Origin of the sequence: Macrococcoides goetzii (assembly GCF_002742385.2) — a bacterium.
GTDB lineage: Bacteria > Bacillota > Bacilli > Staphylococcales > Staphylococcaceae > Macrococcoides > Macrococcoides goetzii.
The window spans coordinates 960,543-976,682 of record NZ_MJBI02000001.1; the positions used below are offsets into that span (position 1 = coordinate 960,543).

15 protein-coding genes are annotated in these 16,140 nt (G+C 30.8%); 1 reads left to right on the top strand and 14 read right to left on the bottom strand.

From position 1 onward, the window contains the following. Positions 1–15 precede the first annotated feature (15 nt). The 11 genes from BFS35_RS05045 to BFS35_RS05095 all read right to left on the bottom strand — a co-directional run bounded on the left by BFS35_RS05045 (position 16) and on the right by BFS35_RS05095 (position 11,280). A complete protein-coding gene (locus BFS35_RS05045) occupies positions 16–606 on the bottom strand; it encodes a sugar transferase (RefSeq protein ID WP_099580641.1) in 591 nt (196 codons plus the stop codon). Further along, positions 603–1,592: an NAD(P)-binding domain-containing protein gene (locus BFS35_RS05050; protein WP_099580639.1), complete on the bottom strand. Its 990-nt coding sequence runs from the start codon at positions 1,590–1,592 to the stop codon at positions 603–605. Before BFS35_RS05050 ends, BFS35_RS05045 begins: the two co-directional genes overlap by 4 nt. A gap of 8 nt (positions 1,593–1,600) precedes the next feature. Further along, positions 1,601–2,803: a hypothetical protein gene (locus tag BFS35_RS05055; RefSeq protein ID WP_099580637.1), complete on the bottom strand. Its 1,203-nt coding sequence runs from the start codon at positions 2,801–2,803 to the stop codon at positions 1,601–1,603. 38 nt (positions 2,804–2,841) lie between these two features. Beyond that, positions 2,842–4,653 carry a polysaccharide biosynthesis protein gene (locus BFS35_RS05060; RefSeq protein ID WP_099580635.1) on the bottom strand — a complete coding sequence of 604 codons (1,812 nt, stop codon included), beginning with the start codon at positions 4,651–4,653 and terminating at the stop codon, positions 2,842–2,844. Between the two features lie 24 nt (positions 4,654–4,677). Further along, positions 4,678–5,379, bottom strand: a complete 702-nt coding sequence (locus tag BFS35_RS05065; RefSeq protein WP_099580633.1) for a CpsD/CapB family tyrosine-protein kinase — start codon at positions 5,377–5,379, stop codon at positions 4,678–4,680. Between the two features lie 26 nt (positions 5,380–5,405). Next, positions 5,406–6,074, bottom strand: coding sequence for a YveK family protein (locus tag BFS35_RS05070; protein WP_099580631.1), 669 nt, complete (start codon positions 6,072–6,074; stop codon positions 5,406–5,408). A 171-nt stretch (positions 6,075–6,245) separates the two neighbouring features. After that, entirely contained in the window at positions 6,246–7,526 is a 1,281-nt protein-coding gene (locus BFS35_RS05075; RefSeq protein WP_099580629.1) for a flippase, read from the bottom strand. A gap of 27 nt (positions 7,527–7,553) precedes the next feature. Continuing rightward, the gene (locus BFS35_RS05080; protein ID WP_099580627.1) at positions 7,554–8,669 is read right to left on the bottom strand and encodes a glycosyltransferase family 4 protein; all 1,116 of its coding nucleotides are present in this window, start codon (positions 8,667–8,669) and stop codon (positions 7,554–7,556) included. Between the two features lie 43 nt (positions 8,670–8,712). Continuing rightward, positions 8,713–9,726, bottom strand: coding sequence for a glycosyltransferase (locus BFS35_RS05085; RefSeq protein WP_099580625.1), 1,014 nt, complete (start codon positions 9,724–9,726; stop codon positions 8,713–8,715). A 10-nt stretch (positions 9,727–9,736) separates the two neighbouring features. After that, positions 9,737–10,360, bottom strand: coding sequence for an acetyltransferase (locus tag BFS35_RS05090; protein ID WP_099580623.1), 624 nt, complete (start codon positions 10,358–10,360; stop codon positions 9,737–9,739). Beyond that, complete coding sequence (locus tag BFS35_RS05095) at positions 10,360–11,280, bottom strand: glycosyltransferase family protein (protein ID WP_099580621.1); 921 nt, start codon at positions 11,278–11,280, stop codon at positions 10,360–10,362. The genes BFS35_RS05090 and BFS35_RS05095 overlap by 1 nt, the downstream gene beginning before the upstream one ends. Before the next feature lie 129 nt (positions 11,281–11,409). Between BFS35_RS05095 and BFS35_RS05100 the strand changes: the two genes are divergently transcribed. Continuing rightward, a complete protein-coding gene (locus tag BFS35_RS05100) occupies positions 11,410–11,979 on the top strand; it encodes a hypothetical protein (protein WP_099580618.1) in 570 nt (189 codons plus the stop codon). 40 nt (positions 11,980–12,019) lie between these two features. Here BFS35_RS05100 and BFS35_RS05105 read toward each other — a convergent pair whose 3' ends face one another. The 3 genes from BFS35_RS05105 to BFS35_RS05115 all read right to left on the bottom strand — a co-directional run bounded on the left by BFS35_RS05105 (position 12,020) and on the right by BFS35_RS05115 (position 16,138). Then, positions 12,020–13,273: a nucleotide sugar dehydrogenase gene (locus tag BFS35_RS05105; protein ID WP_099580616.1), complete on the bottom strand. Its 1,254-nt coding sequence runs from the start codon at positions 13,271–13,273 to the stop codon at positions 12,020–12,022. Positions 13,274–13,531: 258 nt separating this feature from the next. Beyond that, positions 13,532–15,307: a hypothetical protein gene (locus BFS35_RS05110; RefSeq protein ID WP_099580614.1), complete on the bottom strand. Its 1,776-nt coding sequence runs from the start codon at positions 15,305–15,307 to the stop codon at positions 13,532–13,534. Between the two features lie 36 nt (positions 15,308–15,343). Further along, positions 15,344–16,138, bottom strand: a complete 795-nt coding sequence (locus BFS35_RS05115) for a hypothetical protein (protein ID WP_099580612.1) — start codon at positions 16,136–16,138, stop codon at positions 15,344–15,346. Between the last annotated feature and the right edge of the window lie 2 nt (positions 16,139–16,140).

A 16,140-nucleotide genomic window follows, 5' to 3' on the forward strand; every position in this document is an offset into this window, starting at 1 on the left:
TCATTTATTACGATTTTATTTTGTACCAGTAAATGCTGGTACTGTAGCGTGCCCATCTTGACTAATATCTGATTGCTTAAATACTTTTACAACTGTTAAGTATATGATGTATAAATCTAGTATAAAACTTTGATGGTCAACATACCATACATCTAAATCAAATTTTTCTTCCCAACTGATGTTATTACGACCATTTACTTGTGCCCACCCAGTAATTCCAGGTCGAACTTCCATACGTCGTTTTTGATGTTCATTATATAATGGTAAATATTGCATCAGTAATGGACGAGGTCCGACTAAGCTAATATCACCTTTTAACACATTTAACAATTGAGGTAATTCATCGATACTGAGTTTACGTAATGTTTTACCGAAATCAGTTAAACGCTCTGCATCAGGTAATAATTCACCTTGTGTATCTCTCTCGTCAGTCATTGTACGAAATTTGTAAATCTCAAATGGTTCACCGTTTTTACCAGGACGAGTTTGCTTAAATAATACGGGTGAACCAAGCTTTTTCTTAATCAGCACTGCAGAAGTTACGATAACAGGGCTAAGTAATACAAGTGCTGTCCCACTTACTGCGATATCAAATAGTCTTTTCATTTTCTATCTGCCTCTTTTCGAATTTCTTCATTAATGATATTGATTTGTTCTTTTTCTTTATCACTGATTGTATCAACTGGTTTTACACCACCGATGCCATTAGCAATACCTATAACGCGTTTAGGAATATGGATTCGATCAACGATTACATCTCCCTCTTTTCCAATAATACCACCAGATACGATATGGATACCATTAAAATCCTTTTCACCTTTAATATCAGTAAAGAAATTAGAATTATAAGATTGATCTATACCATTTAATAGGTCATTTGAAATTCGTACGTCTAAACGTAATACATTGATATCTTTTAAATGTGCATTTTTAATAAATCCTTTAGAGAAATTGCCGATGCCTCCATCGATTGCAAGCGCATCATTCTTTAAGTATGGAATATATGAATCATCAATAACTTCGACTGCAGAAACCATCGTACATAATACATCAATAGATTCTTCATTCCAAGTTTTAATTTTTTTACTATATTTAGGTAACATTTGATTAATCATCGTTACAAAGTTATCCACTTTCTCTCTATTACGTCCGTGTAAGAAGACATTATAGTTACGTTCTGTTAAACGTATAGCAAGTTTAATACCTATATTTCCTGTACCAACAATTAATACATTTGAATTCTTATCTTTAATTGTTTTGTAGATTAAAATATCTGCCGCTTCCATAGCTAAATCATTGGGTTTCATTTCACGTAAACGACTTATTTGTATATTCTCTTGTGCAATCGTAATAAAATCTATATTTTGCTTTCTTTCAACATCTACATAAATATATTTTGCAGTACCATCAAAGGTTTGAATTACTTCCGTAGCTATCGTTGGATTAGCTATTGAAAAACTCATACATTTCTGACCATTAATATATTTATCAGGTAAGCGTAAAAAATCTGAATTGTGATTAGAAGTTGTCGCTAGAACAATTGAATCATAACTTTGTGTTTTAAACTCTTCTCTTAATTTTAAGAAATCCATAGTTCACCTCATCTGCGATTTACAAACTGACTTTTCTTTTGCGAAATTTCATGTTTTTCATCTATTTTTCTGCCCCAATTTTTCATATAGAAATGTTTAGCAAATACCAACAGGATAAATAGATAACCTGAAATTCTAAGACGTGAACCTGTACCTAAGTTGTCATTCGTAATACCGATAAAAAGGAACCAGATTAACGCTTGTGTTAGCAACATTTTATCAAGATATTCTAATGATTTTCTATTTTTATATATATAAAAGAAAATAATTGTCATAGGTATTGATTCTGTCAAGAATAAAACTAGTGTACTAAATCCACGCACTTGGAATGGTAATGGTCCTAAAGCATTACTCAGTAGACTATAAGCATAACTGAATAAGAAGAAAATATAATTAGGTTGGTCCAGTGAAATATTCAACTGACTTGCACCAGCATATAATTCTTGTCCATTTTTACGATAATTTAAGGCATCTGCTAAGCTTAAGCCAACAAAAGGAATTTGGAAGTCTTTTAAGGCAGTGTAGTAAATCCCAAGTAATACAAGTACAGTAATAATTACGAATCCAGTATTTGTAGATTTATTTTTGCGATTAAAGAAGATAAATAATCCGGCAGCTCCCAAAAATGATGCTGCCGCATAATCTCTATAACTAAATAATAGAAACATAGATAACATTATAGGTATTATTAATAAAACTTTTGCAATACTATTTGATTTTAGAAAGATAGCAAATAACCAAACCGTTAACAAAAAGAAATCAAATATCCAAATATCGCGGATAATGGAAATGGTTGAAACATAAACGAAACTAATAAATAGTAGCATCATTCCTAAAAACAAACTATAAAGATTCATTGCATGTCGACTACCAACTAATGTACGGATTAATAAATACGAAACAATCGCAAATAGTATGACACCTAAAAAGTTAAACATCTTCAAATAAAATACATATTCTGTATTAAAGAGCTTTAAAACATAGCCTAATACAAGAACATGCACTGAAGTAAGAATGGCATTGCCACCATTCTTAATTTCAAGTGCATTTTCTAAATAGAATACTCCATCATCACTACCACCTAAAATAGGTATAGCAAGACCATGGTATCCAGTAGCTAAGCTCACATAATACAAAGCGATGGTTATTAAAAACATTATTGTAATAAACGCTGTGAAAATTACAGCAGTTCTTATTTGACTTTTTTCCATTGCTTGTACTCCTACTCACTTATTTTGTTCGGTTATAATTAAAACTTCTTATTTGCTTCACCGATCACAAGTGCCTTAACATCATCATCAGACATTGACATTAAACGATCAATATCTGCCATTAACGCATCATAGTCTTTAGGTACTGCACGACCAACATAAATTTTTTCATGAACTTGATCTTCAGAAACCTCATTTTCATTCAATAATTCTTCGTACATTTTTTCACCAGGTCTTAATCCAGTAAACTCAATCCCTATATCTTCGATTGAATAGCCCGCAAGTTCGATAACATTTTTGGCTAAATCGACGATTTTTACTGGTTCTCCCATATCAAGAACAAACACTTCTCCACCATCAGCAAGTACACCTGCTTGTATAACTAATCTGCTCGCTTCTGGAATCGTCATGAAATATCTTGTGATGTCAGGATGTGTGACTGTCACAGGACCACCATTTTCAATTTGCTTCTTAAATAATGGAATAACCGATCCTCGACTTCCCAATACATTACCAAAACGTACAGCAACAAATTTAGTGTCAGATCGCTTGTCTAAATTTTGTACAACCATTTCTGCCCAACGTTTAGTCGCACCCATGATATTTGGCGGATTAACTGCTTTATCAGTTGACACCATTACAAATGTTTTAACGCCAAATGCATCACTTGCTTCAGCAATATTTTTTGTGCCAAAAATATTATTTTTAATCGCTTCTTTAGGATTAGCTTCCATTAATGGTACATGTTTGTGTGCTGCAGCATGGAACACGATGTCTGGACGATATCTCTCAACAATTTTAAACATTCTGTCACGATCCTGAATATCGGCAATAACAGGTACAAAATTAATATGTCCATCTTTAAAACGATTCTTCATTTCCATTGTGATGTTATAGATACTATTCTCACCATGACCTACTAATAACACACGTTTTGGACCAAAGCTAGAAGCTTGTCTAACGATCTCAGAACCAATAGAGCCTCCAGCGCCAGTAATTAATATTGTTTTATTATTAATTTCATCTCGAATACCATCTGAATCTAATCTAACAGGATCTCGACCGAGTAAATCTTCTAAATCAATATTTTTAAGATGGGCAACTTCTTTTTTTCCTGTTAATACATCATCAATATTAGGCATTATTTGAACTTTAACGCCTGACTCAATACATATATCGTAAAGTTCTTTTAATTTATATTGAGTCAACGATGGAATCGCTAGAATTACTTTATCAATATTATATTTATCGATAGAAGCACGTAGATCATTTCTAGAACCCATCACTTTTACACCGTTAATGACTTGCTTATATTTGTTAACATCATCATCTAAAAATACTACCGGCTTCATTTTCATAGAAGGTACATTTTCCATTTGGCGTGCGAGTGTTGTACCGCCTCGACCAGCACCAAATATTAAAACACGTTCAAATTCTTCAGTATTCTCATTATTCTTTTTGAAAACTCTAAAGAAAATACGAGTTGCTCCAATAAAGACGATAAGGCATAACCAAATGATGATTACTGCACCAAAGATAATGTTGTTCGTTTCTTTCATCAAAGTTAAAACTAAATATGTTAATACTGTACCGACAAATACTGCTAAAGTTACGGCATAAACAATAGATAATAATTCTTTAACACTTGCATATATCCACAATCTATTAAACAGATTAAATAAGAAGGCAAATAAGAGATAAGCTAATAAAATCGATACCGCTGTCACTACAAAGTATATATTCGGCTCAGGAGTCGATCCTTTAATAATTGACCAGGCAAGAAATACTGAGCCAATTACTATTAAGGTATCGATTAATACAAGTAGTAACGTTTTGAAATTCTTATGCATACAAAAAATCCTCTCTATAACTAATTATTGATAAACGTAATACTTATCTGTGTCATACTCATCATTATTAAATACAATACCTAATAATTTTGAGTTTTCACTTACAGTTAATAAATCACGTGCTTCTTTAACATTTGATTTATTATTTTCTTGTTTATCAATAACTAATACCATGCCATCTACTTTTGCTGAAATAATTTGTGAATCAGTTACAGATAAAACTGGAGGACTGTCAAAGATTATTAAATCATAGTACGTGCATAATTCATCTAGCATTATGTCTAAATTTTTTGAATTTAATAACTCAGAAGGATTTGGTGGGACTGGCCCAGCTGACATAATATCTAAGTTTTCTACCTCAGTTGGTTGAATTGTTTGTTTCAAGGTACTTTGCTCTGTGAGATATGTTGACAGCCCAACTGCATTTTTTACCCCAAACGTATTATGAACAGTCGGTTTTCGCATATCTGCATCAATGAATAATACTTTTGTATTATTTTGTGCAAATACACATGCAAGATTTGCTGAAACTGTTGATTTACCCTCTTGTTGCACAGAAGACGTTACAAGTAACTTTTGTAATTGGCTACCTGGTGTCGAAAATGAAATATTTGTTCGTAAAGTTCTGAATTGCTCTGACACAGGTGATTTAGGATCTTCTAAAGTGATTAATTTTCTAGCTTTTTCCGTTCTATTTTTTATCTTACTTTTACTTTTCTTGAACATAATAAAACTCCTTTGTCATTCAATGATTATTTGATATATGGAATATTACCGATTACTGAAACGCCAATTTCACGTTCAACTTGCTCTGAAGTTTTAAGCGATACATCCATTAAAGCTTTAGCTAAAACATAGAATAGACTTAATAACAGACCTAAAGCTGCACCAATACCGATATTGATTAATGGTGTAGGTTCAACTGGTTTTGCATTACGGATAACACGTGCTTTAGAAGCTACCTTTAAGTTATTTAAATCTAACGAGTTTTTTTCTACCATTGTCTTCGTAATTTCGTTTGCAATATCTACAGCACGTTTTTGTGATGGATTCTCAACTGTAATCGTTAATAGTGTCGAGTTTTGAACAGCAGTTGCATCGATATCTTTTGCTAGATCTTCTGGTAATACATTAAGATTCAACTTATCAATTACGGGTAAAAGTGTGTCTGGTAATTTTGCGATACTTGCATATGTAGTAATAGATTGTAAGTTCGTTTGTAAATCTACAGCATCATTACTCTTGCTTGTACGCGTTTCTTGATTTACAAGTAATGTTGCTTCTGACTTGTACACTGGTGTTAGTAAAAAATAAGAAATTGCTGCAGCGAGTAAAGCAAATAAAATCGTAACACCGAGTATAAATTTCCAACCTTTCTTTAATGCCTCAAAAATTTGAGTAAAATTCATGGTATCTTGCATTTTGTTACCTCCAATAAGTTCTAATTAATTTTATAATCAATTTATTTTACCATAAGAAATTTATGTTTTTACTACATTTTAGAAATTTTGATTATAAAATGTCTATTTTAAAATGAATTTACTAAAATATTAAGTGATATTTACAAAAACTTTACAATAAGATATTTGTCGCTAACTCTCCAAATTATTTTCAGTTGCATTAGCTACTAATCGATTTAAATATTTATGAGATACGATAAATACAATGATTGCCATTGTAAATTCAGAAATAAGTGTAGCAAATATAGCACCTTCCACTTTAAATATTGGAATTAATATAATATTTGCAATGAGGTTGATGATTGCAATAATCGCATTTATTCTCATCATTTTATAGACCATATGTTGCGTAGAAAGTATTGTGCCATTTACCGCAGTAGCAAATTTAAATAATATCGCCAGACTCAATAGCTGAAGATAAAACACTGAATCTAAATATTTTTCTCCAGCCGTGAACAATATTAAGTACTTCGCTGTGAACCATATAAATACTATCCCTACTAAACCCAGTAAAAATAATATAATCGAGCTTCTTTGATTAAACCTTTTAAGCTGTACTGGATCATGCGTAGCCCATACATGTATTCGTGTATAAAAAATACGTCTAAATATTAAATCAGGAAACATAAATGCAAGTTGAATTATTGCAAATGCAGCATTGTATTCACCTACTGCTACTTTTCCAACTAAAAATGATAATAATAATACATTACTTTGATAATAAATAAAATAAAATATACCTATCAAACCGAAAGGATAAGTTTCTTTAAATGTTTCTAAAACTGTAGCATCTTCAGGAATCTTGGCATCTTGTAATACAGGCACTTTTATTTCGCGAGTATATAACTTTCTGACAACACGCCAAAAAGGAAAAATAGCAAGGATAGATAGAATTACAATATACCATCCTAATGCAATAATATCTTTGAATGTTAATACTGCTAGTACAGCTGCAAAAAAGCGTACAAAGTATAATAAGAAGTTGCTTAATGAAACAGCTTTAAAATTTTCTTCGATTTGGTTGATTGAATTGTTTATGGCATATATACCTTGCAAGAAAATATTCGGTACAATTAATAATAGAAAGTACTTTGTTTCAAAATCATACATTGGTGAGAATACAACTATTAAAAGTATTAACAAGGTGATCGTAAAGCTAATGGTAAATAATGAAATACATGCATTCACATAACGATACGCTCTTCTACCTTCTACAGCGAAACTTTTAACAATAAAATCTGCTACACCAAAGCCGATTATCACTGATAATATATTAATAAAAGTTAGACCTATACCAAAAATACCGTAATCTTCCTTAGCAAGATTACGCGCAAGGAGAATGTTCATGAGTAACCCCATAATGGCACCCATACCAGTGCCTAAAAACATCCAAACAAAATTCATTTTTTTCATCTAGAAAAAACTCCAATCACGTGCATATTAATTAAGATATGCCTGTTCATAATCCTTCATTACGGAATCTAAAGTGAAAGATTCAACCTTTTCCTTACTTTTATCGCCCATATTTTTACGTAGATTATCATCCCTTAATAATTTAACAAATGCATAAGTTAAACTTTCATCATTTCCTTTTTCTACGATATAACCATTTTCATTATCATCTACTAAATCTACTAAACCACGTGTATCTGTTACAACACATGGTAAACCTTGTGCCATACCCTCCATAATACTTTTAGGTAAGCCTTCACGATGACTTAATAATGTCATCACATCAGAAATTTGTAATAAGTTAGGAACATCCTTTCTGAATCCTAAGAAATATACATCTTTTAAATGATTGTCCTTTTTATACTGTTCATATACTTCCAAATTAGGGCCAATACCTGCAAATAATAATACTGCATCTGGCACTGCTTCCTTGATGTTATTCCAATTTTGTAAAATAAACATTTGATTTTTATTATCATTCATTTCAGCAACACAAATAATCACTTTGTCTGCTGAAGACAGACCTAAATCAGTTCTCAAATTTAATTTCTCTTCATCTGTTAATTGTGGGTGATCAATTTCAACCCCAACACCTTTAATATGTAATAAATTGTCATTTGAAAACCCTAATCGTTTAGCTGTCACAGTATCTTCATTATTAGTAGTAATTAATAAATCAGTTTTTGCAGCAGTCATTTTTTCTAATGGAAAATACAACAACCAGTTCATAAGCGGCGCATCTTTAAAGAAATGAAATCCATGCGCCGTATATATTAATTTTCCTTTCATATGGCTTGGTTTTGCCAAACGTGTTAAGAATGCGGCAATTGGTGTATGAACATGAACAATATCAAAGTCTTCACTTTTCATCGTTTCTTTTAATATTTGATAACTTTTCAAATTATCTGTAGATAGTGGATTACGATTTATTGGTACTTCAATCGTATGTATACCAATTTGATCTAGCTGTTCTTTATGTCCACCATAATCTTCATTTGCTATGGCATAAACTTCATAACCTTTATCCATCAGCATTTTCATATACGGCGTATGAAACGCAGTGAAATGACGAAATACATTCGCTGAAAATAATACCTTTTTCATTTTAATCCCTCATTTATTAAAGTTTTATTAATATCGCTATGTATTATTTGCCATTAATTTTTCTGTAGGTCGGTAAAACGATACTAAACAATTTAATCGTATTTTTAATACCTATACCACTTATCAATAAATTTATACGTTTTGTTAACTTTGTATATGCAAATTTACGCAGATATTCATGTGATTTTAATTCATTAATTAATTGATTTCGCTCATTTCTACTTAGCAATGCTCCATAAATGAAAGCAATGAAATATTTATTGGCAATATTACATTTCAATTTATAGTTAGTATTATCATTCAATTTAACAGCGTATTTTTCAAATAATTCGTCAACGATTTTTGGTGCATATAAAGGGTCAACAATATTTTTGTAACTCATCGTACCGGTAATTTGACCCGCTCGTTGTTGACGATATTCTAATACCGCTTCATCAAAGTATGCAACTGATTTTGCTAAAGCAAATACTATCGGTGTCCACATCATATCTTCGTAATTCTTATTCTTGATAAAATAAAGTTCATTATCCTTAATAATTTTAGTTTTTACAAAAAATGGCCATGCATACCAACTAAACATCAATTCTTTATCTAAAATCATTTCTAAAACTTGCTCACCAGATAAACCTTTAAAATCTTCTGGTATAAATGGCCTTTTTACACGTTCATGTTTATTATCAAGCATATAAAAATAATTATAATCAAATAGCACAACATCTGGATGATTATTTTGTTCAATAAAGGTAAAAATATCATCAAAAAATACTTTTGAATAAAAATCATCTGAGTCAAGCATTACAATGTATTCACCTTGTGCTGCACGAATACCTGTATTTCTAGCAGCAGCTATTCCACCATTAGCCTGACTGATTATTTTTATATTTGAATGATTCTTTTTATAATCTTCTGCAATACTTAATGAATTATCGGGAGAATTATCATTAACAATAATCATTTCATAAGAATTAGGATCGACGTCCTGTTTAAGGATACTTTCTATACATTCAGGTAAGTATTGTTCAACATTATAAACTGGCATAATTATACTTAATTTCATAAAATGCTCCTTATAAATTCTTTATCACTCTTGCAGGTACACCTACAGCGATTACATTTGACTGAATATCCCTTACTACACTCGCACCACTACCAATAGTGACCCAATCTCCAACATTTATCAATGGATTCACCACAGCAGAAGCTCCGATTTGTGTGCCTTCTCCAATCTTTACTGCACCCGTTAAAGTAGCATTTGGCGAGATATGGGCATAATTATTTACAATACAATCATGTTCAACGATTGCGCCACTGTTAATGATCACCTGTTTATTTATTTTTGCATCAGCATTGATTATTGCGCCTGGCATAACTAAAGTACCACTACCTATTTGGGCACTTTTAGAAATATTTGCAAGCGGAGAGAGTAATTGAGCAAACATTTCATCTGTTAAGTTTTCTCTTTCAATAATTAATTTACGAACTTTATTATTTCCAATACCAAAGAAAAGCAATGCTTTTGTTTCTTTTACCATTTCGTGAATGTGATGTGTGTTGCCATACATCATACCATCTTTAACAAATCTATTTTCAAATGTATCATCGATAATACCCACTATCGTAAATCCTAAGTCGGCAGCTACTTCTGAAACAACCTTTTTATGTCCGCTATTTCCAATAATAATTAACTTCATTATTTTTGTTTCCTTTTGTGATTTTCATATACAGCTTTAATAAAAGGTATTAATTCAGCTTTATCAAATAATGTATGCCATTCAAAGTGACTGAGGTCTGGCGTAATAAAGTTATATTGTTCCAGTGATTCACGGTTTAAGTTAGATAAATCATCATTCAATTTGAAAAATCGCGCATTGTTTTCTTTTTCAAAATTATTTACCCATTCATAACTTGTCGTTACCACTTTTAAATTTAAAGCGCAATATTCAAGTAATTTCGTAGAAGTTTGTTTATTAAATGGAAATACATCAGGAATATAATTCATGCCATAACGCGCTTTAGCCGCCGTTAAAGGTAGTTCTTCATAAGGAACACGACCTACAAAATGAACATTCGCCAAGTGGCCATATTCTTTTTCTAAATCCGGATCTGGTGTTCCAATTAAAATGATCGATAAATCACTATTTTTCTTAAACATTTCCAGCATCTTATTTAGTTCTCTTGATGGATCCATCGTACCTATGTATACAAAATCATATTCTTTCTCTACATCATTTTGCAGAAAGTATTGCTTGTTTATCCCCATATCTCTATAAATATATGGTTGATTATCTTTAAAATTAAAAACTTGATGCACCTTTTTATTTTGGAAAATACGACCATCAGGTTTTGTATTTAATAATTTTTTTAGGGAGTCTTTTATTTTTGCATTTTTCCCTACTGTTATCGTGTTGTATTCATGAATCAAAGCTTGCTTGTTATTACGTTTTCGATCTAATCCCATGACTTTCCAGACAATATCGTATTCTTCCGTAATTTGAGCAGCATCTTCTACAACATCAACCAAAAATTCTCCAGATTCATTTAAATAAGAAGCATAAGCACCTATTTCTGGCATATATGCTTTACCTTCATGCAAGATAGCTATTTTTATCACAAGTTAATCCTCCACACATTAGTTTTAAACTTAATTTATTATAGCATTATTTACATAGATATACATCAGAATTCCAATAAAATGGAACTTATGTTATATTGATATACAAGATATAAAAGGAGGCATATTATGCACAAACAACTTAAAAATCTTTCTATTCTATTCTTGTCATCTACAATATTTCTTACTGCTTGTGGTGGGGATAACAAAGAAGAAAAAGCAATAGAAAAAGCTAAAAAGGAAGCACAAATCGCTAAAGACAAATTAAAAGAAAAAGAAGAAGAATTAAAAGCTGAAAAAGAGAAAAATAACAAAAACACTTCTACCGAAGAAAAAACAAATGAAACTGTTACTACTGAAACACCACAAACAGAAACTAATGATGAACAAACACCGGAAGAAATAAAAACTTCAGTGGCAAATCGTGATGAAGCTATACAAAATGCCGTATCAACCCGAAATAATGCATTACAAGCTGCTTTATCTGAAAGAAATGCAACGTACCAAAAAGCAGATGCATTATTAAATAGTAGTTCTAATGCAGATGCTGTAAGACAGCACGAAGGTATGCGTGCAGAAGCTGACCGTATTTATGAAAATAAGGTAATTGAAATCAATCGTAATTATTATGGTCAAGTGAATGAAGCATATCGTCAATTTAAAGGTCAAATGAATGAAGTAATTAACCAGAACTCATAAAAAACAGAAACAGCGCTGCTGTTTCTGTTTTTTTTATGGATTATAAATTTTGGATATTACCATAGTTATAGTATTGTACATCCTTAAATTCATTAGGTACTACGTTTTTCGTATCAAAGATGACTTTGTCTTTCATCGCTTTGAAATCTTCATCTTTTAATACTTTAAATTCAGAATGATCACTTAATACTAATACTAATGAACTGCCTTCTAATGCTTTATCGATATCTTTTTCAACCCAATCTAATTGCACATGTGGATCAAATGCAGATACTTCTAAATCTTTTTCAGCTTTAAGCATTTCATAGATGTCAAATGCTGGTGATTCACGAATATCATCAACATCACCTTTGTATGTTAAACCGAAAACAGTAACTTTATTACCACCAACTTTAGCTAGTGCTTTTTTAGCATATTCAACTACATATTCTGGCATAGAAACGTTAATATCACGTGATAATTTAATTAATTTAGCAACTTCAGGTGCCTCTGCAATGATAAAGTATGGATCTACTGCTAAACAGTGACCTCCAACACCAGGACCAGGTGTGTGTATGTTTACACGCGGATGTTTATTTGCCATAGAAATAACATCATGAACATTAATGTTTAATTTGTTACAAATTTTAGCTAATTCATTTGCTAATGCGATATTTACGTCGCGATAAGTATTTTCCATTAACTTAGACATTTCAGCAGTTTTAGCTTGTGTTTCAATCATTTCACCTTTTACAAAAATACCATATACTTTTTTACCAGCTTCCACACATGCAGGTGTGATACCACCGATAATACGGTTGTTGTATATTAATTCATGCATAATTTGTCCAGGTAATACACGTTCCGGACAGTGAACTAAATAAATATCTTCTCCAATAACAAAACCTTTTGATTCTAAATAAGGTTTTACAAAGTCATCCATTGTACGTGGTGCAATTGTAGATTCAACAATAACTGTATCACCTTTTTTAAGCAATGGTACGATACTTTCTACACCAGCCATTACGATCGAATTATCACAAGATTTGTGCTCGTCATCGTTATTTGGCGTTGGTACAGCAATAATATATACATCAGCTTCTTCAGGTTTAGTTGAAGCTCTGAATTTACCACTCGATAGTACTTCATCTAAAGCTTCCTGAAGACCTGGTTCTTCGATATGAATTTGACCACTATTTAATTTATCAACTGCCTCTTGTTTAATGTCTACTCCTAATACATCTACCCCATGTTTAGCGAACATAATAGAAGTAGGTAAACCTATGTAGCCTAATCCGATTGTTGTTAATTTCAAAATAAACACCTATCCTTTAGTTTACGCTTTGCGTATATTTTTCATATATTTACTTTTGAAAGAAGTTAAAAAGTTCTATGCGGTAAATATACTTTTCCAAACTTATGTTACATCATTATAGCTATAATTGCTACAATAATCTACTTAAATTGCTCTATATATATTAAATGCATTCCATTAAAATTACATATTTTTAAAAAAATTAAAATTAAACTATTAATAATAAAAAAGATGGCACATATGTCCATCTTAAATAGGTTATTTTATATATACAGTTCCTGCTTTAATCCATGAAGCAGTAGCAGTAGGTTTTTGATATTTTATCTCTATTTCATACTTTTGTTCTGGATATATTGGATATCCTTTTGATAAATCTACTATATCAATAATATCTGTTTGTTCATTATGCTTAATATGCACCTTAATATAATTTCTACCTTTTTCATTATTATAAAAAGAAAGCAATGTACTTGGGAATTTTCTTTTTACTTCTGCTTTATAGATTAAACTTGCAGTATCATTTAGATCTACTTTTGGTATTAAGGCATACATATCTTCGTCTAAATCAAAATCAATATTTACTTCATTTAATATACCCGCATCTGAAGCTATATTTTGCATAATATCATTTCTTTCTAAAGAATACAGTGTATCTGTCCCGTTTTCTTCAAAGAAATTTAATATTGGCCAATACGTATCGATTAAATCTTTATGGAATAAATGATTTCTTCTCACTTCTACAGGTAGATGAAGTAATAAATTCAATGTTTGTCTATCATTTAAGTAATTAAAAAAGTCCATCACTCTATCTGTTTCTTTTATTAATTGACTATGCCAGTTTCCCATCCTTGAATCAATATGAATAATATCTAATAGTTCGATATAATCATCTGTGTCTATATTCGTAAGCGTTCTATCAAAATAATCATCTGCCGCTTTCACTGCATTATCATAACTCTCTTCTTTGAGCATTTTGTTATGAAAATATTCATAGATATCTTTTATTGACATCTCTTTTTCCAGGTAAGCTTTAGGATAATCATATTTTGCATTTGAGAAGATCACACTTCTAAATTGTAAAACATCTTCCTCTTCTTTCTTATACTTCTCTTCAAAAATTTCAGCAATTGGATGATTGAATGTCGTTCCAGTGATTTCAAACATATTCCTTGAAAACTCTTTGTCAACGTCATTTAAATTAAATTCAATCATCTCATGATCTAAATTGATATTTTTCGTTAAGCGATTTACGATAACTTTGTCATTTTTATAGATTTGTCGTGCCCTTTTTTCCTGTATAGAATAAATGTCTTTCATATAAGTAAAAGTATGCACCGGCTTTGTCAAAGGTTTTGTAAGTGCTAATGTGCATTTCGAGTCTATACCACCGGTAATACCCACTAACAATTTGTTATTAACTTTATTTAAAGACAGGTTCAAGTGTTTAATATGCTTTTTCATTTCAGACAATATTTCCTGATAACGATGATGTTTCAAAGCAGGATTAGGATATATTCTCACTTTTGCTTGTCCAATAGTCAACTTCACAGAAGGTACAAGTTTAAAAACATCTTCATATCTGGAATGATCAAGTATATTAGTTCGTGATGTTATTTTTTTATTTCCAAAAATATCACCGATTAATTTATCATGAGATGAAACAATTGATAAATCAGAAGTATAATATGGAGATCTGAAACCTGCTGCATCAGAAAAGATTTCTATACCGTCGGCTGTTGATTTAACAATTACAAAACTGCCATTTAAATGATTAATTGAATGGCTACTTGCAGAAAGCTTTTCATAAAGGACACGATTTAATATTTCAAAAGGTGTGATGTTAGGTATACTAATATCAAATGCATACCCTAATAAATAAACACTTCCATTTTTGGTTTCATAACTGGATACACGTAAATCCTTTGAAGTATATAATTGATATCCTCCATCTAAACGATAATTTTCTTGTAAATGCTCATTTTTAATTGTTTCTTTTGTAATTAAAAAGGCTTTATGGATTAAATAATCTGACATAACGTTTTCTCCTTCAGTAAATGCAAACAATCGATATTAAAGATGATGTTGTATTAATCGCATTGTTTGATCTTTTGATAATGGACTATGACCTTCTTTCGGATGTTTGTAATAATAATATTCAATATTATTTAATGGCAAATTCAAATAAGAAAGCTCTGTTATAAAAGGTTTTACATGATCTCTCATATCTGTTAGACTTGCTCTATTTTGCATATATAGTAAATCAGGAATATATTGATATTTTTCAAATGCCTTTGTAATAGATAATCTATCTAAATATTTTTCAATTACTTCTTGTTTTGTAAGGTTAGGATATACGATTTCAAGCATTTGGTTTACACTTTTTTCTAAATAATTTAAAACATTCGTTTGAGGATTGTTTACAATTACTTTCGAGCCTTTGATTAAAATACCTAAATACATCGACATAAATCCACCAGCTGAAGAGCCGTAAAAAAGTGTTGCATCATGACTATAATCTAAACGTTTCAATAAAACTTCAATTATTTCTGCAACTAATTCTAATGCAAATGAATCTTCTTTACCTTGACCCCAACCAATCTTTAAACCATTTCCGTGTAATGTTATATCATCGATAAATAAACAACTTGATTTAAATTCATTCTTCCATGTTGACCTTTGATATAGAGGCGGTTTTTTCTTGGATGGATCAATTGCTCCATTACTAAAACAAATTATTTTTTTAAAATTCTTGTTATATTTTAATAAGAAATAGAAGGATTTATCTTTGTGATTAATACAAATTTCATCATTGAATTCAGATTCAAATATGAAATGTTGTAATTCATCAAATGAAAGCTTGAGCATTA